This window comes from Streptomyces sp. MGP-BFMKR1 (genome assembly GCF_057766585.1).
In genome coordinates this window covers 6,691,561-6,713,445 of sequence record NZ_CM173408.1, presented here as the reverse complement: position 1 = coordinate 6,713,445, position 21,885 = coordinate 6,691,561, and the positions used below count along the sequence as shown (strand labels likewise).

Genomic DNA, 21,885 nt, shown 5'->3' with positions numbered 1-21,885 from the left:
TGACCCGAGCGGCGGCGTCCGCGGGCCGACGGCCGGCCGGCACGGGAGACTCCCGGCATGAGCCTTCCTCGTGCGTACGGTCTCCCGTGGCGGCTGCGCCGGGCGGCGCCCGCCGTCGGGTGCGTGCTGGCCCTGCTGGTCGGGTGCAGCTCCGACGGGTCCGACGGCTCCGATCGCGGCACCGCCTCCGCGTCGGCCACCGGCGCGGAGTCCGGGCCGGCCACCAGGACGCCCGGCGCGAGTGAGCTGGGGGGCGGGGGCGAGGGGCCCCAGGTGCAGCGCGCGTACGAGGAGACGGTGCGGGCCGTGCTGCCGTCGGTCGTCCAGATCACCACCGACGGCGGCCTCGGCTCGGGCGTCGTCTACGACCGGCGGGGCCACATCGTCACCAACGCGCACGTGGTGGGCGACGCGCGCGCGTTCGAGGTCACCCTGGCCACCGGCAACGCGACGCTGCCGGCCCGCCTGGTCGCCAGCTTCCCGCCGCAGGACCTGGCCGTCATCAGGCTGGAGGACCCGCCGAAGGACCTCAAGCCCGCGGAGTTCGGCGACTCGGGGAAGGTGCGCATCGGGCAGCTCGTGCTGGCCATGGGGAGCCCGCTGGGCCTGTCGGGCAGCGTCACCCAGGGCATCGTCTCGGCCCTGGACCGCACCGTGGGCGAGGGCCGGCGCGGCGGCGGCACCGGGGCCACCATCGGCAACCTGGTGCAGACGTCCGCCGCGATCAACCCGGGCAACAGCGGCGGCGCCCTGGTCAACCTCGACCACCAGGTCATCGGCGTCCCGACGCTGGCCGCCGCCGACCCCGAGCAGGGCGCTCAGGCCGCCGGCATCGGCTTCGCCATCCCCGCCTCCACGGTCACCCACATCGCCGACCAGATGATCGAGCACGGCCGGGTGACGCAGTCGGGCAAGGCCGCGCTCGGCATCAGCGGGCGCACCGTGCTCGGCCCGGGGTACGAGCCGGCCGGGATCGCGGTCGTCGCGGTCACCCGGGGCGGCGCGGCGGCCAAGGCCGGGCTGCGGGCCGGCGACCGGATCGTCCGCGTCGACGACACGTCGACGGCGACCATGTCGGCCCTGACCGACGTGCTGGCCCGGCACCAGCCGGGCGACCCGGTCGAGGTGACGTACGACCGGCGCGGGCGGGAGCGGACGGTGTCCGTCAGGCTGGGCGAGCTGTAGCGGGCCCGGGGCGCCGCCGGTCGGTGGTGCGGGGCCTGACGTGCCGTGGCGCCCGCCCCGGTGCTCGGCGGGCGCCACGGCACGGCGGGGTGCTCAGCCGGTCGACTCGGCCTGGTCCGCGTGCAGGCTCATCGGCCCGTAGATCTTGGTGTCGTCCTCATACAGGTGCACCTGGTCCACGCCGCCGCCGGCCAGTTCCTTCCACACCTCGCCGAGCCACGACTCCGCGTCGCCCTGGGTCGGGAAGTCCTCCGGCTCCACCGGGGGAGCCGTCTGCGTCCCATCGGCCTTCTCGAACCGCCACGTCCACGCCATGTCCGCTCCGTCTCTGCCGCCGTCTCGCCGCACCGCCCGGGCCGCGCCGCCCGCCCGTTGGCGACGCGCCGCGCCCCGCGCGCCCGGCACGTCACGCCGCCGCGCGGGGCGGTCGCGCCGTGCCGGTACGGCCTGGTGACCGCAGCGTAGCCCGGCCGAACACCCCATCGGAGGTGGCCCCGCGCGCTGGCCGACCGTGGACGCGAGACGATCAGGGCGTGGAACTGACTCTCCTCGGCACCGGAGCCCCGGGTGGGCTGCCCCGGCCCGACTGCCCCTGCGCCGCCTGCGCCACCGCCGTGGGCGCCGCCGCGCGGGCCGCGACGGCGCTGCTCATCGACGACGCGCTGCTGCTCGACCTCACCCCGGGCCCGGCCCTGGCCGCGGCGCGGGCCGGGCGCACGCTGGCCGGCGTGCGGCAGGTGCTGCTCTCGCACCCGCACAACGGGCCGGCGCTCGAGGTGCCGCCCGGGCTGCCGGCGCCCGGCCGGGCCGCGGACGGGCGGGAGCTGGCGCTGCTCAGCGGGCACCGGGTGCGGGCCATCGCCCTGGACGCCCCCGGTACCGGGTACGAGGTGACCGGTCCCGACGGCGAGCGGCTGCTGTACCTGCCGCCCGACGCCGCGCCCGCGGGCCTGGCCGACCCGGTGCCCGCGCGTCCCGGCAGGCCGTACGACATGGTGCTGCTCGACGTGTTGGGCCGGCCCGACGCGCTGGCCAGGCTGCGGGCCGCGGGACTGGTGGCGCCCACCACGGACGTGCTGGCCGTGCACATCGACCACACCGTGCCGTCGGGCCCCGAGCTGCACCGCCGGCTCGCCGCCGCGGGCGCGCGGACCGTCGCGGACGGGCGGACGCTGGTCGTCGGCGAGTACCACGCGGTGCCCGACCTGCCGCGGCGCACGCTGGTGCTCGGCGGCGCGCGGTCCGGGAAGTCGTTGGAGGCCGAGCGGCGGCTGGAGACGTTCCCCGAGGTGCTGTACGTGGCGACCGGTGGGCGCCGGGCGGGCGACCGGGAGTGGGCGGCGCGGGTGGCCGCGCACCGCGAGCGGCGGCCGGGGAGCTGGCGGACGGCCGAGACGTGCGACCTGGAACCGCTGCTGGCGGACGAGGGCCCGCCGCTGCTGGTGGACTGCCTGTCGCTGTGGCTGACGGACGCGATGGACACGGTCGGGGCGTGGGAGGACGAGCGCTGGGCCGACGGCGGCGAGCACGCCCTGCGCGAGCGGGTGGCGGCGCTGGTCGCCGCGGTCCGGGCCACCCGGCGCCCGCTGGTGGCGGTGAGCAACGAGGTCGGCTCGGGCATCGTGCCCGCGACGGCCTCCGGCCGCCGCTTCCGGGACGAGCTGGGGCGGCTGAACGCGGCCGTCGCCGCCGAGTGCGAGCACGTCCTGCTGGTGGTCGCGGGCCAGCCGCTGACGCTGCGCTGAGCGGGCCCGCCGGTGGCCACGAGGCCCGCCGGGCACGCGGCCGGGCCCCCCGTTCCACGGGGCGGGGCTGGGGGCCCTACGGGAGGGGCGGGAACGGTAGGGTGCGGCGGATGAGCGGTCTACACCTCGATGACTTCGTCGACCTGATCGAGCGCCCCGACGGCGGCGTACGCCGTGACGCCGAGGAGCGCCGCGCCCGGTTCGCCACGCCACCCGGTGCGCTGGGGCGGCTGGACGAGCTGGGCGAGTGGCTGGCCGCCGCGCAGGCGAGCGTGCCCGTCAAGCCCATCGAACGGGCGCGGGTGCTGCTGTTCGCCGGCGACCACGGCGTCGCCGAGCTGGACGTCTCAGGGCGCCCGGCGGGCACCACCAAGGACCTCGTACGGGCCGCCCTTGACGGCACCAGCGCGGTGGCCATCCTGGCCCGCCGCTACGGCGTCGGGCTGCGCGTGCTGGACCTCGCGGTGGACTGCGACCCGGCCGAGCTGCCCGAGGAGGTCACCCGGCACCGGGTGCGGCGGGGCTCGGGCCGGATCGACGTCGAGGACGCGCTCAGCGCGGAGGAGGTCGAGCAGGCGTTCCGGGCCGGGATGGCGATCGCCGACGAGGAGGCCGACTCCGGCACCGACCTGGTGGTGCTCGGCGATCTGAGCGTGGGCGGCACCACCGCCGCCAGCACCCTGGTCGCGGCGCTGTGCGGCACCGACGCCTCCGTGGTGACCGGGCGCGGCGGGTTCGGGATCGACGACCTGGCGTGGATGCGCAAGTGCGCGGCGATCCGGGACGCGCTGCGCCGGGCCCGGCCGGTCCTCGGCGACCAGTTGGAGCTGCTGCGCACCTCGGGCGGCGCGGACCTGGCCGCCATCACCGGGTTCCTGTTGCAGAGCGCCGTGCGGCACACCCCGGTGATCCTGGACGGGGTGGTCTCGGCCGCGTGCGCGCTGGTGGCGCAGCGGGTGGCGTTCCGGGCGCCGGACTGGTGGCTGGCCGGCCACGCGAGCGGCGAGCCCGCGCAGGCCAAGGCGCTGGACCGGACCGCGCTCAACCCTCTGCTCGACCACGGCGTCAGTGTGGGTGAGGGAACCGGGGCGCTGCTCGCCCTGCCGATGGTGCAGGCGGCTGCCGCCCTGGCGGCGGAGCTTCCGCTGCGGGACTGACGTACGGGCCCGCTGGCCCGGCACCCCGCGGCGCGCGCTCGCGCCGCGGGGTCGTGCTGGGCTCCGGTGCGATCCAATCGGGCAAAGAGCCCAAAATTCGGATAAAACGCTCCTCCCTCATATGCTCTACTTTCATGGGAGAAGTCCGCTTGAGTCCGGATGAAGGCAAGCAGCGCGGCCCTTGGGCTCAGCGGAGTGCGGCGTTCGCGGTCTGGTATCTGCGCGCCGTCACGTTCGTCAACCTGCTGAGCGCCGTGTGGGTGTCCTTCGGCAACGACGTGCGCCGCCACAACGTCGACGAGTACTTCACGCCCTACCTGCTGACGGCGGGCTTCTTCTCGGCCGCGCTCTCCCTCTTCCTCGCCGTCACCATGCGCCGCCGCAAGCGCGCCGCCTGGATCCTCAACCTGGTGCTCAGCGGCCTGCTGCTGGTGATCTTCGCGCTGGCGATGCCCTTCCAGGAGTTCCGCCAGCACGCGCAGAACTGGATCTCGCTGCTGCTGACCGCGCTGTTCGTGGCGGCGCTCCTGGTGGGCCGGCGCGAGTTCTACGCCAAGGGCGACCGCTCCAACCCCAAGCTCGCCGCCGTCGTCGCGGTGGGCGGGCTCCTGGTCGGCTCGCTGCTCGCCGCCGGCCTGGTCACCGTCGCCAACACCGCCACCGACGACGAGCGCTCCAGCTTCCTCACCCGCTGGCGGTACGGCGTCATGCGGCTGATCTCGCTCGCCGCCGACGAGGACCGGTTCGCCGGCATCGCCACCCCCGGCTGGGTGGACGTGATCATCAACATGATGAGCACGCTGCTGCTGCTCCTGGTGCTGTACGTCGCCTTCCGCTCCCGGCGCGCCGTCGACCCGATCACGCCGGGCGACGAGGAGAAGCTGCGCGCCCTGCTGGCCCGGCACGGCGAGCGGGACTCGCTCGGCTACTTCGCGCTGCGCCACGACAAGAGCGTCATCTGGTCCCCGTCCGGCAAGTCCGCCGTCACCTACCGCGTCGTCGGCGGCGTCTCCCTGGCCTCCGGCGACCCGATCGGCGACCTGGAGGCATGGCCCGGCGCGATCGACCGCTGGCTGGCCGAGGCCCGCGAGCACGGCTGGGCCCCCGCCGTCATGGGCGCCAGCGAGGAGGGCGGCACGGTCTACGCGCGGCACGGCCTGGACGCGCTGGAGCTGGGCGACGAGGCGCTGGTGGACACCGCCGAGTTCACCCTCGAAGGGCGCGCGATGCGCACCGTGCGGCAGGCGTACAACCGCGTGAAGCGGGCCGGGTACACCGTGCGCATCCGGCGGCACGAGGAGATCCCGGACGCGGAGATGGCCGAGCTGGTCCGCCTCGCCGACGACTGGCGCGACGGCGCGACCGAGCGCGGGTTCTCCATGGCGCTCGGCCGCCTCGGCGACCCGAACGACGGCCGCTGCGTGATGCTGGAGTGCTTCGACGCCGACGGCACGCCCAGGGCCCTGCTCAGCTTCGCGCCCTGGGGGCCGCACGGCCTCTCGCTCGACCTGATGCGCCGGGACCGCGACTCCGACAACGGGCTGATGGAGTTCATGGTCCTGGAGCTGATCCAGCGCGCCGACGAGGTGGGCGTCCGCCAGATCTCGCTGAACTTCGCGATGTTCCGGTCGGTCTTCGAGCGGGGCGCCAGGCTGGGCGCCGGCCCCGTGCTGCGGCTGTGGCGCTCGCTGCTCAGCTTCTGCTCGCGCTGGTGGCAGATCGAGTCGCTGTACCGGGCCAACGCGAAGTACCGACCCATCTGGGAGCCGCGCTACCTGCTCTTCGAGAAGAGCACCGACCTGCTGCGGATCGGCCTCGCCAGCGCCCGCGCCGAGGGCTTCCTGGAGGCCCCGGGGCTGCCCAAGTGGCTCAACCGCAAGCACCTGGAGACCCACAGATGACGCCCCCGACGCCGCTCGGCCTCGTGCCCGCGCCGGTGCGCCGGCTGGTGCGCGCCGAGTGGGGCTCGCTGGCCGGGGCCGTACGCGAGGGCCTGGCGCGCCGTCGGGCCGCCGCGCTGACGGTGACGATCACGGCCGTTTTCCTGATCGTGGCCTGCCAGTACGTGCAGAACCAGCCCTGGGGCCGCGAGCCCATCGCGCTCCTCGGCTACGTCCAGGCCGACCAGCCCTGGTGGGGCGCGCTGCTGCGCACCCCGCTGTCGCTGTTCGTGCCCGCCCCCGACCTGCCGGTGTGGGGCGGGCTCCTCCAGATCTTCGTCGTCTTCGCGATCTGCGAGTGCGCGCTGGGCTGGCGCCGCACGCTGGTCATCGCGTACGTGGCCACGCTGGCGGGCACGACGTACGCGCGGATCGGCATCGCGCTCGGCCCCGGCGGCCCGCTCGGGCTGCCGCCGGAGACCGCTCAGGTGCACGACACCGGCCCTTCGGCGGCCGTGGTCGGGCTCTCGGTGTACGTGTGCTGGCGCCACCGTGCCTGGCTGACCGGCGCGTTGACGATCGCCTCGATGGTGGTCGAGGTGCACGCCAAGCCGAACCTGGCCGGCCGGGAACACCTGGTGGCGATCGGGGCCATCCTCGTGGTGTGCGCGGTGGGCACCTGGGCCGAGCGGCGGCGCGCCGCGCGCCCGGGCCGGGCCGGACCACGCGAGTGGCTCGTCCGGGCGGCCGACGGGCTACGGGGCCCGCACGGCTATCCGGGCCCGCCGCTGCTGCGGGTGCTGCGCACGGCACGCCGGCTGCGCCCGCACGCCCAACGCCCCGGGCGCGCGGCGGCGCTGCCCGCTCCGCGCGACGGCGGGGCTCACGAGTGCGAGAAGCCGCCCAGCCAGTCCTGGACCCTGCGGCGCAGCCGGCTCCACCGGGCGTCGTGAGCCAGGGCCCGGCGCCGCGCCCTGGCCCTGGCGCGCGGCCGGTTCCGGTAGCAGCGCCGGGCCCAGGGTGAGCCGGGGCGGGCCAGGCGCACGGCGCCGAACGGGGCCACCAGCGGCACCAGCACGCCGAGCACCGCCATCCGTGGCTTGCCCTTGGCGAGGGCGACCAGCGAGAACAGGAAGTTGACCGCCACGTTGGCCGCGACCAGCCGCCGGTCGTGCCGCTCGGCCGCCGTCAAGTCGTTGACCCCGAACGGCAGGAAGCCGCCGAGCAGCAACGCCACCAGGGCGGCCGTCAACACCACGACCTCCACGCTCTTGCGGCCCTGCTCCGACCAGTACACGTCGTCCAGGTGCAGCACGAGCGCGAACTCGTCCAGGACGAGCCCCGCCCCGAGACCGAAGATCACCGCGCACACCGCGGCCCCCGCCCCCTGCCGCCCGCTGGCCACCGCGCCGAAGCCGCCGACGACGGTGAGCACCACACCCGGCACCACGTGGTGCACGTGCAGCCCGCCGGCCGTCACGTTGCGGAAGGGCCCCCTGCCCGCCCGGATCAGCCGCGTGACCAACCGCGCCGCGACGAAGGCCAGCACGAACGAGGCGAGCGCGAGCAGCAGCGGCAGCTTGCCCGGCTCCACGATGTCGCGCTGCCACCAGTGCCCCATGGCTCCTCACCCTGCGCGATAACCTGCGGCGCGATGGACACCACGCCGCCCCCGTCCCCCGCACGCCCGCCCGGCCCCGACCGCGCCGACGCCTCCAGCGCGCCCGCCGACGACCCCGCCGAGGCCGACGCCCCCGCCGAGCCGGACGCCTCCGCCGAGGCCGGCGGCCTCGATCGCCCGGGTCGCGCCGCCGCGCTCGCGCACGGCCTGCGGTTCGCCTTCGGCACGCTCACGGCGGTGCCGGTACGGGTCACCCGCTGGGACCGGCACGCCGCGCGCGCGGGCATGCTGTGCGCGCCGCTGGTCGGCCTCGCGGTGGGGCTGTGCGCGGCCGTTCCGGGCGGGCTGTTGCTGCTGGCCGGCGCCGGTCCGCTGCTGGCGGCCGTCGCCACCGTCGCGGTGCCGGCCGTCCTGACCCGCGCCCTGCACCTGGACGGCCTCGCCGACACCGCCGACGGCCTCGGCAGCGCCAAGCCGCCAGCGCGGGCCCTGGACATCATGAAGCGCTCCGACATCGGCCCGTTCGGCGTGCTCGCGCTGGTCTTCGTCACCCTCGCCCAGGTCGCGGCCGTGCGCGAGCTGTACGCGGACCACTGGGCCACCGGCGCGCTCGCGGTGGCCGTCGCCGGGCTGGCCGCGCGCTGCGCCCTCACCCTGGCCAGCCGCGCCGGGGTGCCGGCCGCGCGCCCGACGGGGCTCGGCGCGGCGGTGGCCGGCGTCGTCCCGGCGCGCGCCGCGCTGGCCGTCGCGGTGATGGCGGCCGGGTGTTGCGCGGGCGCGGGCGCGCTGACGGGCCCGTACGGGGCGCTGCGGTGCGGCCTGGCCGTGCTCGCCGCGCTGGCCGTCGCCGAGGCGCTGCTACGGCACTGCCGGCGCCGCTTCGGCGGGGTGACCGGCGACGTGTTCGGGGCCCTGGCGGAGACGGCGGCGACGACGGCACTGGTGGTACTCACGCTTGGCTGAGCACCGCGCACGCCGCGCTCACGCCTGGCTGAGCACCGCGCACGCCGTCCTCACGCTCGGCTGAGCGCCGCGCACGCTACGGATTCGGCCAGCCCGTCGCGCCGGACGGCTTGGCGAAAGTGCTGGTCGGCGGGGCGGTCGGGGTCAACGGCCGGGCGGTGGGCGGCAGATGGGATCCCACGCGCGCCGGGCCGACGGCCGCGCGCCGCCGCTGCCCCGGTCCATCGGCCAGGTCGGCCGATGCTCGCACAACACGCCCCGTACAGCGCGAGTTAGGCTCGCGCTGGCCGCCACGACCACCGCACCGGGCCGCGCCCGTCCCCAGGCCGGCGCATACGATGCCCACGGCGCGGCCGGCCCACCAAGCGGCCTTACCTCAACGGAAGAGAGACCCCACCACCGTGACTGCTCTGACTCTCAGCACGTCGAGTGCGACCACACTGCGTGCGGACGCCGTCGTCGTCGGTGTGGCGAAGGGCGCCAAGGGCCCCGTCGTCGCGCTGGGCGCCGAGGCCATCGACAAGGCGTTCGACGGCAAGCTGGCCGCCGTACTGGAAACCCTCGGCGCCAGCGGCGGCGAGGGCGAGGTGACCAAGCTGCCGTCCGCGTCCGGGACCAAGGCCCCGGTCGTGCTCGCGGTCGGCCTCGGCGACGCCCCGGCCAAGGGCGAGGACTTCGACGCCGAGACGCTGCGCCGGGCCGCGGGCTCCGCCGCCCGCGCGCTGACCGGCGCCAAGAAGGCCGCGTTCGCGCTGCCGCTGGCGGACGTGGAGTCCGCCGCCGCGGTCGCCGAAGGCGCGCTGCTCGGCGCGTACGCGTTCACCGCCTACCGGGGCGGCGACGGCAAGGCCGCCAAGGGCGACGCCGGCAAGAACGCCCCGCTGGCCGAGGTCGTCCTCCTCGGCGGCAAGCCGCGGGACAAGGCGTACAAGGCCGCGATCGAGCGGGCCGAGGCGCTGGCCGCCGAGGTCAACCGCGCCCGCGACCTGGTCAACATCCCCTCCAACGACCTGACCCCGAAGTCCTTCGCCGCGCAGGCGCAGGCCGCGGCCAAGGAGTTCGGGCTCAGCATCGAGGTGCTGGACGAGAAGGCGCTGGCCAAGGGCGGCTACGGCGGCCTGATCGGCGTCGGCCAGGGCTCGGAGAACCCGCCCCGGCTGGTCAAGATCGCGTACCGGCACTCCAAGGCGAGCAAGACGCTGGCGCTGGTCGGCAAGGGCATCACGTACGACTCGGGCGGCATCTCGCTCAAGCCGGCCGGCCACAACGAGACGATGAAGTGCGACATGAGCGGCGCCGCCGCCGTCTTCGCCGCCGTCGTGGCCGCCGCCAGGCTGGGCCTGAAGGTCAACGTCACCGGCTGGCTGGCGCTGGCCGAGAACATGCCGTCGGGCTCGGCGACCCGCCCCGGCGACGTGCTGCGGATGTACAGCGGCAAGACGGTCGAGGTGCTCAACACGGACGCCGAGGGCCGCCTGGTCCTCGCGGACGCGCTCACCCGGGCCTCGGAGGAGAAGCCGGACGCGATCGTGGACGTGGCGACGCTGACCGGCGCCATGGTGCTCGCGCTCGGCAACCGCACCTTCGGCATCATGGCCAACGACGACGCCTTCCGCGCCTCGCTGCACGAGATCTCGCAGGAGGTGGGCGAGCAGTCCTGGCCCATGCCGATGCCCGTCGAGCTGCGCAAGGGCATGGACTCCCCCATCGCCGACATCGCCAACATGGGCGAGCGCGCCGGCGGCGGCCTGGTGGCCGGCCTATTCCTGCAGGAGTTCGTGGGCGAGGGCATCACGTGGGCGCACCTGGACATCGCGGGTCCGGCCTTCCACGAGGGCGCGCCGTACGGCTACACGCACAAGGGCGGCACGGGTTCGGCCGTGCGCACCCTGGTGCGGCTCGCCGAGCGCACCGCGGCGGGCGACCTGGGCTGAGCGCCCGGCGCCGCGTGATCCGGGGGCTCGGTCGCCCGCCTCGGGCGTCCACCACCTGAGCAGTCGAGCAGCCGACCCCCGGATGAACGCGGCCCACTCCGGAGCGTGACCAACGGCCCCGTGCGTGCGCGCACGGGGCCGTGGCGCGTTCGCTCACAGCGATCTACTCGCCGGTACGAACGGCGCCGAGCACCGCGCCCGCCCGGGATTCGGGCCGTACGTGGTGCTTTCCACCACCTCACGGACCGGCCCGGCGTCCCGCCGTCCGCGAACAAGTGCGAAGATGTTGTCTCGGCAGGACAGGGCCCCGGCTCGGACACGAGCCAGACCGCAGGGCCGATTACACAGCGGCCGAACAACAGCCGCCGCCCGGTCACGGGCTCTGCTTCCGTAGGCTCTGTTGGAGACAACCGAGAAACGAAGCGCAGCGGAGTGACCGGCTCCGGCGTACCCATGCATGGAGGACGTGACGTGGCGAACGACGCCAGCACTGTTTTCGACCTAGTGATCCTCGGGGGCGGCAGCGGTGGCTACGCCGCTGCCCTGCGCGGAGCTCAGCTTGGCCTGGACGTCGCCCTGATCGAGAAGAACAAGGTCGGCGGCACCTGCCTGCACAACGGCTGCATCCCCACCAAGGCGCTGCTGCACGCCGGTGAGATCGCCGACCAGGCGCGGGAGAGCGCCGAGTTCGGCGTGAAGGCCAGCTTCGAGGGCATCGACATCGCGGCCGTGCACAAGTACAAGGACGGCGTGATCTCCGGCCTGTACAAGGGCCTGCAGGGCCTGATCGCCAGCCGCAAGGTCACCTACGTGGAGGGCGAGGGCCGACTGTCCTCGCCGACCTCCGTCGACGTGAACGGCCAGCGCTACGAGGGCCGGCACATCCTGCTGGCGACCGGCTCCGTGCCGAAGTCGCTGCCGGGCCTGGAGATCGACGGCAACCGCGTCATCTCCTCGGACCACGCGCTGACCCTGGACCGCGTGCCGGAGTCCGCGATCGTGCTCGGCGGCGGCGTCATCGGCGTCGAGTTCGCCTCGGCCTGGAAGTCCTTCGGCACCGACGTGACCATCGTCGAGGCGCTGCCGAACCTGGTTCCGGTCGAGGACGTGAACAGCTCCAAGCTCCTGGAGCGCGCCTTCCGCAAGCGCGGCATCAAGTTCTCCGTCGGCTCGCGCTTCTCCGGCGTCGAGTACACCGCCAACGGCGTCAAGGTCTCGCTGGAGAACGGCAAGACCTTCGAGGCCGAGCTGCTGCTCGTCGCCGTCGGTCGCGGCCCGGTCTCGCAGGGCCTGGGCTACGAGGAGGCCGGGGTCGCCATGGACCGCGGCTACGTCCTGGTCGACGAGTACATGCGCACCAACGTGCCGACCGTCTCGGCCGTGGGCGACCTGGTCCCCACCCTCCAGCTCGCGCACGTCGGCTTCGCCGAGGGCATCCTGGTCGCGGAGCGGCTCGCCGGTCTGCAGACCGTGCCGATCGACTACGACGGCGTGCCGCGCGTCACGTACTGCCACCCCGAGGTCGCCTCCGTCGGCATCACCGAGGAGAAGGCCAAGGAGCTGTACGGCGCCGACAAGGTCGTGGCCCTGAAGTACAACCTGGGCGGCAACGGCAAGAGCCGCATCCTGAAGACCACGGGTGAGATCAAGCTCGTCCAGGTGCGCGACGGCGCCGTGGTCGGCGTCCACATGGTCGGTGACCGCATGGGTGAGCAGGTTGGCGAGGCCCAGCTCATCTACAACTGGGAGGCGCTGCCCGCCGAGGTGGCCCAGCTCATCCACGCGCACCCCACGCAGAACGAGGCCCTCGGCGAGGCCCACCTGGCCCTGGCCGGCAAGCCGCTGCACTCGCACGACTAGTAGTCCCGGGCGCGACCACATCCGCAAGATCGTTAGGAGCAACCGAAACCATGGCGGTTTCCGTAACCCTGCCGGCGCTCGGCGAGAGCGTCACCGAGGGCACCGTCACCCGCTGGCTCAAGGCCGAGGGTGAACGCGTCGAGGCCGACGAGCCCCTGCTCGAGGTCTCGACCGACAAGGTCGACACCGAAATCCCGGCCCCCGCGGCCGGTGTCCTGAGCTCCATCAAGGTGGCCGAGGACGAGACCGTCGAGGTCGGCGCCGAACTGGCCGTCATCGACGACGGCTCCGGCGCCCCCGCCGAGGCCCCCGCCGCCGAGGAGGCCCCGGCCCCCGCCGAGGAGCCGGCCCCGGCCGCCCAGCCCGAGCCGGCCCAGGCCGAGGCCCCGCAGGCGCAGGCGCCGCAGGCCGAGTCGGGCGCGGCCGAGGGCACCGCGGTCACGCTGCCGGCGCTCGGCGAGTCCGTGACCGAGGGCACCGTCACGCGCTGGCTCAAGTCGGTGGGCGACTCCGTCGAGGAGGACGAGCCGCTGCTCGAGGTCTCCACCGACAAGGTCGACACCGAGATCCCGGCGCCGACCTCCGGCACTCTGCTGGAGATCGTCATCGGCGAGGACGAGACCGCCGAGGTCGGTGCCAAGCTGGCCGTCATCGGTGCCGCGGGCGCTGCCCCGGCCGCCGCTCCGGCGGCGCCCGCCGAGGCTCCGGCCCCGGCCGCCGCCCCGGCCCAGCCCGCCCCGGCCCAGCAGGCGGCTCCGGCACAGCCGGCTCCGCAGGCGCCGTCGGCTCCGGCCCCGCAGGCCGCCACGCCGGCCCCGGTCGCCCCGGACCCGGCTCCGGCCGCTCCGGTGCCCGCGCCGGCCCCGGCCGCCGCCCCCGCCGCCTCGGCCCCGGCCGCTTCGGCCGGTGGCGACGCCGAGGGCGCGTACGTCACGCCGCTGGTGCGCAAGCTCGCCGCGGAGAGCGGCGTCAACCTGTCCACGGTCAAGGGCACCGGCGTCGGTGGCCGCATCCGCAAGCAGGACGTCGTGGACGCCGCTGCCGCCGCCAAGGCCGCGCAGCAGGCCGCCCCGGCCGCGGCTCCGGCCGCCGCCGCGCCGAAGGCTCCGGCCCTCGAGGTCTCCCCGCTGCGCGGGCAGACCGTCAAGATGCCGCGCATCCGCAAGCTCATCGGCGACAACATGATGAAGGCGCTGCACGAGCAGGCGCAGCTCTCCAGCGTGGTCGAGGTGGACGTCACCAAGATCATGAGGCTGCGGGCCCGGGCCAAGGACGCGTTCGCGCAGCGCGAGGGCGTCAAGCTCTCGCCGATGCCGTTCTTCGTCAAGGCCGCGGTCCAGGCGCTGAAGGCGTACCCGACCGTCAACGCCCGGATCAACGAGGCCGACGGCACGATCACCTACTTCGACACCGAGAACGTCGGTATCGCGGTGGACGCCGAGAAGGGCCTGATGACCCCGGTCATCAAGGGCGCCGGTGACCTGAACCTGGCCGGCATCGCCCGTAAGACGGCGGAGCTGGCGGGCAACGTCCGGGCCAACAAGATCAGCCCGGACGACCTGGCGGGCGCGACGTTCACGATCAGCAACACCGGTTCGCGCGGTGCGCTGTTCGACACGATCATCGTGCCGCCGAACCAGGTGGCGATCCTGGGCATCGGTGCGACCGTCAAGCGCCCCGTGGTCATCGACCACCCGGAGCTGGGCGAGACCATCGCCGTCCGCAACATGGCCTACCTGACGCTCTCCTACGACCACCGCCTGGTGGACGGCGCCGACGCCGCCCGCTACCTGGGGGCCGTGAAGGCGATCCTGGAGGCCGGCGAGTTCGAGGTCGAGCTCGGCCTGTGAACGACGCCGCGCTGACGCGGTAGCCCGGCGGCCCCGGTTCACCTCGGTGAACCGGGGCCGCTGCCGTCCGCGCGCCGGCGCGCGCCCACGCCATCCGGCCGTGGCGGGCCGGCCCCGCGCGGTACGAGCCGTCGCCGGGCGCGTGACGGGGCTCGGCCGGTGGCCGCGATACCGGGATAATGGCCGACGTTTCCGCGCGCCCCGTACGGTGCGCGGTGCGCGACCCCGAGGAGCACCTTCATGACCCCGCCAGTCGTCCACTCGCTGCGCGAGCAGATCCGCGAGCACATCCTGGAAGGGATCATCAGCGGGCGATGGCAGCCGGGCGAGCGGATCGTGGAGCGGCACATCGCCGTGGAACTCGAGGTCAGCCAGACCCCGGTGCGCGAGGCCCTGCGCGAGCTGGAGTCGCTGCGTCTGATCGAGTCGGCCCCGAACAAGGGCGTACGCGTCCGCAGTCTGACCGCCGCCGACCTCAAGGAGAGCTATCCGGTACGGGCCGGGCTCGAACAGGTGGCGGCGGAGCTGGCCGCCGGCAAGCTGGCCGCCGACACGACGGCGCTGGAGCGCGAGGTGGCGGCGCTGTGTGAGGCGGACCGGGCCCCGGACGGTGAGGCGCAGGTCAGGCACACCGTGGCCTTCCACCGCGAGATCGTCCTGGCGTCCGGCAACAGCGTCCTGCTACACACCTGGGAGTCGCTGGGCGTCGAGGTGTGGACGACGCTCTCCATCCGCTGGCTGAGCCCCGAGCCGCGCTCCCACGCGCAGGAGCACCAGGAACTCGTGGACGCCTTCCGCCGCCGCGACCCGGCGATCGGCGAACTGCTGCGCACGCACGTGCTGAGCTGCGCGCCCCGGCTGTGACCGGGTCGGGCCGGCCGGGGTCGGGGCCGGGGCCGGGGCCGGGGCCGGGTCAACCGTGACCGGTTCTGCCCGGCGATGACCGGCCTGGCTCGGGCCGGTTCGGTCTGGGCCGGTTCGGCCGGGATCGGTTCCGTTCGGCGGTGATCGGTTCGGTCGTGGCCGGGCGCGCTACCGGTCACAGGCGGCGTCCGGACGCGAAGGCCATGGCGACGATCACCGCGAGCAGCAGCCAGACCATGGGCACGTTTCCTCCTACGGGAGTGCGGGGCGGCGACCGGTCTCCCGGCCGCCGCCCCAGGGGGGCGACCCGCGCTGGACGCGGGCCGCGCCGGTGGGGTTCGGCGCCCCGGCCGGCGGCGCCCGGCGCGCGCCGCTGGGTCGGGCACGCGCCGGAGCACCGCCCGCGCTCGGGCGGCGGGCCCCGGTGAGTGGTCACGGGTCCACGGTGCCGCGCCCGCCACCCGCGGGGCATCGGGCCGGCGGCGACAACACGGGGCGCCGGAGGTAGCCCACGGGCGTACGCCCCCGGGCCGATGCCCCGGCGCGGCGGCGGGCCGTACGATCCGGCCATGCCTGACACCGCGCGCCGTGGGCGCGCCCGCCCGCCCCGGCCAGCCCCCGACCCCGCCGGCGCGTCCGACGCCCCGCCCGCGGGGTCCCTGCGACGCGCCCGGTCCGTCGCGGCGACGGCGCTGGCCTGGGGCGGGGCCCTGGTGTACCCGGTAGCCCTGTTCGCGGCGGTGCAGGCGGAGCCGCGCCAGGCGGTGGCGGTCCAGATCATGCTCCTGGTGATCGCCACGATGCTGCCGGTGTCGCTGCTGCGACGCAGCCCGGTGGCGGCGCTGCCGCTGATGCTGGCGGGCACGCTCGCCGCGTCGACGCCGCCGGAGATCACCTGGGAGGTCGTCTACCTGCTGGCCCTGGTGGACGACGTGGCGCTCGGCTACCTCGCGGCGCGCAGGTCGCGCCGCGTGAGCCTGTCGATGGCGGCGCTGACCCTGCTGACGCACGTCACCGTCGTGTCGACCGGGGCCCGGGCGAACGACGACGCCCTCAACGCCTCCGTGCTGTTCGCGCTGACCGCCCTGGTGGCCTGGACGAGCGGGCGGACGCTGCGCGAGCGCCGCGAGCACGCCGCGGCGCTGCGCGACCAGGCCGCCGCCCGGGCCGTCACCGCCGAGCGGCTGCGCATCGCGCGCGAGGTGCACGACATGATCGCCCACAGCATCGGCGTCATCGCCATCCAGGCGGGCGTGGGGGGCCGGGTGATCGACTCCCAGCCCGCCGAGGCGCGCAAGGCCCTGTCCGTCATCGAGGCCACCAGCCGGGAGACGCTCGCCGGGCTGCGCCGGACGCTGGTCGCGCTGCGCCGCGACGAGTCGGACGGGGCGGGCGCGACCGGCTCCCGCGAGCCCGCGCCCGGCCTGGACGACCTGGGCAAGCTCGCCGCGACGACGGCGGACGCGGGCGTGCGGGTCGAGGTGTGTTGGGAGGGTACGCGCAGGCCGCTGCCGGCCGACATCGACCTGGCGGGCTACCGGATCGTGCAGGAGGCCCTCACCAACGTCATCCGGCACGCGCGGACCGACGCGTGCCGGGTGACCGTCGCCTACCGGGCGGCGGCGGTGGCGGTCGAGGTGGTCGACGCCGGGCGCGGCGGCACGGTCCCGCCCGGCGCCGGCCTCGGGATCGTCGGCATGCGGGAGCGGGCCGCGCTGCTGGGCGGCCGGTTCACGGCGGGCCCGCGGCCGGAGGGCGGGTTCACGGTGGCGGCCGTGCTGCCGGTGCCGGTGCCGGATGGTACGGAGGAGGCCGATGTGGCGGCGAGTTCGGGGTCGGGTGCGGCGGCGGTGGCGACGGGGGTGGCGGGATGAGCGTGCGCGTCGTCCTGGCCGACGACCAGCCGCTGGTGCGGACCGGCCTGCGGGTGCTGATGGCGGACACGCCGGACATCGTCGTGGTGGGCGAGGCGGCGACCGGCGCCGAGGCGGTACGACTGGCCGCCGAGGTCACGCCCGACGTGGTGGTGATGGACATCCGGATGCCGGAGCTGGACGGCATCGAGGCCACCCGGCGGCTCACGGCCGACCAGCCGGACGTCCGCAGCCTCATCCTCACCACCTTCGATGACGACGACTCCGTGTACGCCGCGTTGCGGGCCGGGGCCAGCGGGTTCCTCGTCAAGGACATGGCGTTGGAGGCGATCCTGGACGCCATCCGGGTGGTCGCCGCCGGGGACGGGCTGATCGCGCCGAGCGTGACCCGCCGGCTGATCGAGGAGTTCGCGGGCCGCCCCGAACCCGCCCCGCCGCCCCCGCCGCCGAGCGGGATCACCGACCGGGAGCGCGAGGTGCTGACCCTCGTCGGCCGGGGGCTGTCCAACGCGGAGATCGCCGGCGAACTGTGCATCGCCGTCGCCACCGCCAAGGCGCACGTGGCCCGGCTGTTCACCAAGCTCGGCGCCCGCGACCGGGTGCACCTGGTCATCGCCGCGTACGAGGCGGGCCTGGTCACCCCGACGCGCTGAGCCGCGCCACCGCACCGCGGCGGTCTGCCCGTGTGGGTTCCATCCGTCGGCGGTTCGGCGCGCGGTACGGGGATCGGTGACGGGCTCGGTGGGGCCGGGCGTGAGCGCGCCCGGCGGGGTCCCGCGCGGCGCCCACCGGCCCTCCCCCGAGCCCTTAGATGCGCGCGCGAACGGCGTTTCGCCGTCGCCCAGTTGCGGCACGCAGTGCCGGCGATGGCGACACCGCGTGCCGACTTTTGCGCTTTCGCCCGAGAATCATTGATCGATCATCGATCACAGTCGTATCGTCGAACGCGGGGTGCGACCCCTGCCTGCCGCTCTTGCCTTCACTCGTCCGGAAAGGGGCCACCCATGCCCGACGCCGTACGCCCGCCGTACAGCCAGCTCGACCAGCTCCCGGACCGGGACCCGCAGGAGACGGCCGAGTGGCGCGAGTCGCTCGACGCCGTGACCGAGGCGGCGGGCCCGCACCGCGCCGCGTATCTGCTGCGCCGCACGCTGGAGCACGCCGCGCGCCCGGACGCCCCGCGGGGCCTGAGCCTGCCCCCGCTCCAGGAGACCGACTACGTCAACACGATCCCCACCGCCGCCGAGCCCGCCTATCCGGGCGACGAGGCGCTGGAGGCCCGGATCACGGCGTGGAACCGGTGGAACGCCGCCGCGATGGTCACCCGTGGCGCGCGGTTCGGCCTCGGCGGTCACATCGCCACCTTCGCCTCCGCCGCCTGGCTCTACGAGACCGGGTTCCAGCACTTCTTCCGCGGCAAGGAGGGCGACCAGTCCGGCGACCAGCTCTACCTCCAGGGCCACGCGTCGCCCGGCATCTACGCCCGCGCGTTCCTCGACGGCCGGCTCGGCGAGGCGCAGCTCGACCGGTTCCGGCAGGAGACGGCGGGCAACGCGGGCGGGCTGCCGTCCTACCCGCACCCGCGCCGGCTGCCCTGGCTGTGGGAGTTCCCCACGGTCTCGATGGGCCTCGGCCCGCTCTCGGCGATCTACCAGGCGCGGTTCAACCGGTACCTGGAGCACCGGGGCATCAAGGACACCTCCGCCTCCCGGGTGTGGGCCTTCCTCGGGGACGGCGAGATGGACGAGCCCGAGTCGACCGCCGCCCTCGCGCTGGCCGGCCGGGAGGGGCTGGACAACCTCACCTTCGTCATCAACTGCAACCTCCAGCGCCTCGACGGCCCGGTGCGGCCCAACTTCAAGATCGTGCAGGAGCTGGAGGCGCAGTTCCGCGCCGCGGGGTGGAACGTCGTCAAGGCGCTGTGGGGCGCCGCCTGGGACGAGGTGCTGGCCCGCGACACCGAGGGCGCGCTGCTGCGCAGGCTGCGCGAGGTGCCGGACGCCCAGTTCCAGACGTACGCGACGCGTGACGCGAGCTACGTGCGCGAGCACTTCTTCGGCGGCGAGCCCGCGCTGGCCGCGCTCGGCCGCGAGCTGACCGACGCCAAGCTCCTCGAACTGTTCCAGACCTCGCGCGCCGGGCACGAGCCGCGCAAGGTGTACGCGGCCTACCGGGCGGCGGTCGAGCACCGCGGGGCGCCGACGGTGATCCTGGCGCAGACCGTCAAGGGGTACACCCTCGGCCCGGGCTTCGAGTCCCGCAACGCCAACCACCAGATGAAGAAGCTCACGGGCAAGGAGTTCCGCGCCATGCGGGACCTGCTGGAGCTGCCCATCCCGGACAGCGCGCTGAGCGGCGACCTCGTGCCGTACTGGCACCCCGGCCAGGACTCCCCCGAGGTGCGCTACCTGCACGAGCGCCGTGCCGCGCTCGGCGGCCCCGCCCCGGCCCGCAAGGTGGTCGCGAGGCCCCTGCCGGCCCCCGCGCAGAAGCCGTTCGAGGCGCTGTACAAGGGCTCGGGCACCCAGGAGATCGCCACCACGATGGCGTTCGTCCGGCTGGTCAAGGACCTCATGCGGGACAAGGAGACCGGACACCGCTGGGTGCCGATCGTGCCGGACGAGGCGCGCACCTTCGGCATGGAGTCGCTGTTCCCGTCGGCCGGGATCTACTCGCCGGTCGGCCAGACGTACGACCCGGTCGACCGCGACCAGCTCCTGTACTACAAGGAGGCCAGGAACGGTCAGATCCTCAACGAGGGCATCACCGAGGCGGGTTCGCTGGCCGACTTCACCGCGGCGGCGACGTCGTACGCGACGCACGCCGAGCCGATGATCCCGTTCTACATCTTCTACTCGATGTTCGGCTGGCAGCGCACGGCGGACCAGTTCTGGGCGCTGGCCGACCAGTTGGGCCGCGGCTTCGTCATCGGCGCGACCGCCGGCCGCACCACGATGACCGGCGAGGGACTCCAGCACGCGGACGGTCACTCGCACCTGATCGCCTCCACCAACCCGGCGGCGCTCTCGTACGACCCGGCGTTCGCCTACGAGGTGGCGGTGATCGTCAAGGAGGGGCTGCGTCGGATGTACCGCCCCGAGGCGGGCGAGGACCCCGACGTCTTCTACTACCTGACGGTCTACAACGAGACCAAGGTGCAGCCGCCGATGCCGGAGGGCGTCGAGGAAGGCATCATCAAGGGCCTCTACCGCTACCGGCCGGCCGACGAACAGGCCGCGGCGGCATCGGCCGCGGCAGGCACCGGCGCGCCCACCACCGACGGTGGCGGCCCGCCGCGCCTGCAACTCCTCGCCTCCGGCACCGCCATCCACTGGGCCCTGGACGCCCAGCGGTTGCTGGCCGACGACTGGGGAGTCGCCGCCGACGTCTGGTCGGCACCCTCATGGACCGAGTTGCGCCGCGACGCCCTGTCCTGCGATGCGGCGCAGCTCAAGGGCGAGGATCGGGTCCCGTACGTCACCCGTGCCCTGGCCGGCGCACCGGGCCCGGTCCTCGCTGTCAGCGACTGGATGCGGTCGGTTCCCGACCAGATAGCGCCCTGGGTGGAGCAGGACTGGACCTCGATCGGTACGGACGGCTTCGGCCTCTCCGACACCCGCGAGGCCGTCCGCCGCCACTTCGGCGTCGACCCCCAGTCCGTGACCGTGGCGGCGCTCGCCGCGCTCGCCAAGCGCGGGGAGGTCAAGCCGGAGACGGTCCGCGAGGCCGCGGAGCGGTACGGGCTCTGACGGTTCACGGCGGGCGGGCCGGCCCGCGCCATCGGCCCGCCCGCGCCCCGGTGGCCGTTCCCTCGATGACCGTTCCCCGTCGGCCCGTTCCCTGGGCGGCTCTCCCGTACGGACCGCCTCGGACCGCCCCGGACCGACCCGCTCCCCTCCCGACCGCGCCCGCCGGCCCGCTCCCCCGGGCCGGTGGGGCGCAGCAGCCGCGACTGTCAGTGGCCGCGTGCATCATGAGCCCATGCGCGCGGCCCGACTGATCAAGATGGTGTTGCTGCTCCAATCCCGGGCCCTGATGACGGGGGCGGAGCTGGCGGAGGAGTTGGAGGTCTCGGAGCGGACGGTGGCCAGGGACGTGCTGGCCCTGTCCGAGGCCGGCGTCCCGATCTACGCGGACCGGGGCCGGGCCGGGGGGTACCGCCTCATCGGCGGCTACCGCACCCGCCTCACCGGCCTCGGTCGCACGGAGGCCGAAGCGCTGTTTCTGTCCGGGGTGCCGTCGGCGCTGCGCGAGATGGGCCTCGCGGACGCCGCCTCCGCGGCCCGGCTGAAGGTGTCGGCCGCCCTGCTGCCCGAGCTGAGCGACGCGGCGGACGGCGCGGCGCAGCGCTTCCACCTGGACGCCCCGGGCTGGTACCACGCGCCGGACACCCCCGAACCGCTCCCGGTGATCGCCGACGCGGTGTGGGACGACCGTCGGCTCACCGCCCGCTACCGCCGGGGCGGCAGCGAGGTGGAGCGCGAGCTGGAACCGTACGGGCTCGTGCTCAAGGCGGGGGTCTGGTATCTGGCGGCGCGCGTGGACGCCTCGTGGCGGGTCTACCGCGTCGACCGGTTCACGGCCGTCGAGCCGTCCGGGGAGCGCTTCGAGCGCGACGCCTCCTTCGAGCTGCCCGCCTTCTGGGCGGACCGCGCGGCGGACTTCCGGCGCTCGATCCTGCACGCGGAGGTCGTGCTCCGCCTGTCGGAGCGCGGCGCCCGGCTGCTGCCGCGCAGGACGGACCCCGGCACGGCCCGGGAGTCGATCGCCGCGGCGGCCGACCCCGACCCGCGAGGCTGGATCACGGTCACCCTGCCCGTCGAGACGCTGGACGTCGCCTACGAGCAGCTCCTCGGGCTCGGCCCGGAGTGCGAGGTCATCGAGCCCCCCGCGCTGCGCGCACGCATGGCCGAAACCCTGGCCCAGGCGGCGGCGCTCTACGCCTAGCGCCG

General features: G+C 74.9%; 16 protein-coding genes. 14 read left to right on the top strand and 2 right to left on the bottom strand.

Features of this window, described 5'->3' with window-relative positions; all coding sequences use genetic code 11:
- Positions 1–57: 57 nt before the first annotated feature.
- Positions 58–1,185, top strand: a complete 1,128-nt coding sequence (locus AC3CHW_RS26870; RefSeq protein ID WP_488468193.1) for a S1C family serine protease — start codon at positions 58–60, stop codon at positions 1,183–1,185.
- Between the two features lie 93 nt (positions 1,186–1,278).
- Here the strand turns inward: AC3CHW_RS26870 and AC3CHW_RS26865 are convergent, their stop codons facing one another.
- Positions 1,279–1,500 (bottom strand): hypothetical protein, encoded by a 222-nt coding sequence (locus AC3CHW_RS26865; protein WP_187063311.1) that lies wholly within the window; start codon positions 1,498–1,500, stop codon positions 1,279–1,281.
- A 218-nt stretch (positions 1,501–1,718) separates the two neighbouring features.
- Here AC3CHW_RS26865 and AC3CHW_RS26860 point away from each other — a divergent pair, with 218 nt between their 5' ends.
- From AC3CHW_RS26860 to AC3CHW_RS26845, 4 genes are all read left to right on the top strand, one after another.
- Positions 1,719–2,930, top strand: coding sequence for a bifunctional adenosylcobinamide kinase/adenosylcobinamide-phosphate guanylyltransferase (locus AC3CHW_RS26860; RefSeq protein ID WP_488468192.1), 1,212 nt, complete (start codon positions 1,719–1,721; stop codon positions 2,928–2,930).
- A gap of 110 nt (positions 2,931–3,040) precedes the next feature.
- Complete coding sequence (gene cobT, locus AC3CHW_RS26855) at positions 3,041–4,087, top strand: nicotinate-nucleotide--dimethylbenzimidazole phosphoribosyltransferase (RefSeq protein ID WP_176161220.1); 1,047 nt, start codon at positions 3,041–3,043, stop codon at positions 4,085–4,087.
- A 134-nt stretch (positions 4,088–4,221) separates the two neighbouring features.
- The gene (locus tag AC3CHW_RS26850) at positions 4,222–5,988 is read left to right on the top strand and encodes a phosphatidylglycerol lysyltransferase domain-containing protein (protein WP_488468191.1); all 1,767 of its coding nucleotides are present in this window, start codon (positions 4,222–4,224) and stop codon (positions 5,986–5,988) included.
- Positions 5,985–6,920: a hypothetical protein gene (locus AC3CHW_RS26845; RefSeq protein WP_398607807.1), complete on the top strand. Its 936-nt coding sequence runs from the start codon at positions 5,985–5,987 to the stop codon at positions 6,918–6,920. Before AC3CHW_RS26850 ends, AC3CHW_RS26845 begins: the two co-directional genes overlap by 4 nt.
- On the opposite strand, the gene AC3CHW_RS26840 is transcribed toward AC3CHW_RS26845, so the two are convergent.
- The gene (locus tag AC3CHW_RS26840) at positions 6,851–7,588 is read right to left on the bottom strand and encodes a hypothetical protein (RefSeq protein ID WP_488468190.1); all 738 of its coding nucleotides are present in this window, start codon (positions 7,586–7,588) and stop codon (positions 6,851–6,853) included. The two genes, AC3CHW_RS26845 and AC3CHW_RS26840, sit on opposite strands and share 70 nt — an antisense overlap.
- A 33-nt stretch (positions 7,589–7,621) precedes the next feature.
- On the opposite strand from AC3CHW_RS26840, the gene AC3CHW_RS26835 reads away from it, so the two are divergent.
- The 9 genes from AC3CHW_RS26835 (at position 7,622) to AC3CHW_RS26795 (ending at position 21,880) form a co-directional block, all read left to right on the top strand.
- Complete coding sequence (locus AC3CHW_RS26835; protein ID WP_488468189.1) at positions 7,622–8,551, top strand: adenosylcobinamide-GDP ribazoletransferase; 930 nt, start codon at positions 7,622–7,624, stop codon at positions 8,549–8,551.
- 401 nt (positions 8,552–8,952) lie between these two features.
- Positions 8,953–10,485, top strand: a complete 1,533-nt coding sequence (locus AC3CHW_RS26830; RefSeq protein ID WP_488468188.1) for a leucyl aminopeptidase — start codon at positions 8,953–8,955, stop codon at positions 10,483–10,485.
- Between the two features lie 471 nt (positions 10,486–10,956).
- Entirely contained in the window at positions 10,957–12,345 is a 1,389-nt protein-coding gene (lpdA, locus tag AC3CHW_RS26825; protein ID WP_176161226.1) for a dihydrolipoyl dehydrogenase, read from the top strand.
- Positions 12,346–12,395: 50 nt separating this feature from the next.
- A complete protein-coding gene (gene sucB, locus AC3CHW_RS26820; protein ID WP_488468187.1) occupies positions 12,396–14,195 on the top strand; it encodes a 2-oxoglutarate dehydrogenase, E2 component, dihydrolipoamide succinyltransferase in 1,800 nt (599 codons plus the stop codon).
- Positions 14,196–14,435: 240 nt separating this feature from the next.
- The gene (locus AC3CHW_RS26815) at positions 14,436–15,059 is read left to right on the top strand and encodes a GntR family transcriptional regulator (protein WP_176161228.1); all 624 of its coding nucleotides are present in this window, start codon (positions 14,436–14,438) and stop codon (positions 15,057–15,059) included.
- A 569-nt stretch (positions 15,060–15,628) separates the two neighbouring features.
- A complete protein-coding gene (locus tag AC3CHW_RS26810) occupies positions 15,629–16,933 on the top strand; it encodes a sensor histidine kinase (protein ID WP_488468186.1) in 1,305 nt (434 codons plus the stop codon).
- The gene (locus AC3CHW_RS26805; protein ID WP_488468185.1) at positions 16,930–17,586 is read left to right on the top strand and encodes a response regulator; all 657 of its coding nucleotides are present in this window, start codon (positions 16,930–16,932) and stop codon (positions 17,584–17,586) included. The genes AC3CHW_RS26810 and AC3CHW_RS26805 overlap by 4 nt, the downstream gene beginning before the upstream one ends.
- A 351-nt stretch (positions 17,587–17,937) precedes the next feature.
- On the top strand, positions 17,938–20,682 hold the full coding sequence (gene aceE, locus AC3CHW_RS26800; RefSeq protein ID WP_488468184.1) for a pyruvate dehydrogenase (acetyl-transferring), homodimeric type: 2,745 nt from the start codon (positions 17,938–17,940) through the stop codon (positions 20,680–20,682).
- 232 nt (positions 20,683–20,914) lie between these two features.
- Entirely contained in the window at positions 20,915–21,880 is a 966-nt protein-coding gene (locus AC3CHW_RS26795) for a helix-turn-helix transcriptional regulator (protein WP_488468183.1), read from the top strand.
- Positions 21,881–21,885 lie beyond the last annotated feature (5 nt).

Bases quoted from the DNA above. Each gene is read 5' to 3' on its own strand.
- AC3CHW_RS26835 (WP_488468189.1), top strand. From the start codon at position 7,622: ATGGACACCACGCCGCCCCCGTCCCCCGCACGCCCGCCCGGCCCCGAC.
- AC3CHW_RS26805 (WP_488468185.1), top strand. From the start codon at position 16,930: ATGAGCGTGCGCGTCGTCCTGGCCGACGACCAGCCGCTGGTGCGGACC.
- AC3CHW_RS26865 (WP_187063311.1), bottom strand. From the start codon at position 1,500: ATGGCGTGGACGTGGCGGTTCGAGAAGGCCGATGGGACGCAGACGGCT.
- AC3CHW_RS26870 (WP_488468193.1), top strand. From the start codon at position 58: ATGAGCCTTCCTCGTGCGTACGGTCTCCCGTGGCGGCTGCGCCGGGCG.
- AC3CHW_RS26840 (WP_488468190.1), bottom strand. From the start codon at position 7,588: ATGGGGCACTGGTGGCAGCGCGACATCGTGGAGCCGGGCAAGCTGCCG.
- AC3CHW_RS26815 (WP_176161228.1), top strand. From the start codon at position 14,436: ATGACCCCGCCAGTCGTCCACTCGCTGCGCGAGCAGATCCGCGAGCAC.
- cobT (WP_176161220.1), top strand. From the start codon at position 3,041: ATGAGCGGTCTACACCTCGATGACTTCGTCGACCTGATCGAGCGCCCC.
- AC3CHW_RS26845 (WP_398607807.1), top strand. From the start codon at position 5,985: ATGACGCCCCCGACGCCGCTCGGCCTCGTGCCCGCGCCGGTGCGCCGG.
- sucB (WP_488468187.1), top strand. From the start codon at position 12,396: ATGGCGGTTTCCGTAACCCTGCCGGCGCTCGGCGAGAGCGTCACCGAG.
- AC3CHW_RS26795 (WP_488468183.1), top strand. From the start codon at position 20,915: ATGCGCGCGGCCCGACTGATCAAGATGGTGTTGCTGCTCCAATCCCGG.
- aceE (WP_488468184.1), top strand. From the start codon at position 17,938: ATGCCCGACGCCGTACGCCCGCCGTACAGCCAGCTCGACCAGCTCCCG.
- AC3CHW_RS26850 (WP_488468191.1), top strand. From the start codon at position 4,222: ATGGGAGAAGTCCGCTTGAGTCCGGATGAAGGCAAGCAGCGCGGCCCT.
- AC3CHW_RS26810 (WP_488468186.1), top strand. From the start codon at position 15,629: ATGCCTGACACCGCGCGCCGTGGGCGCGCCCGCCCGCCCCGGCCAGCC.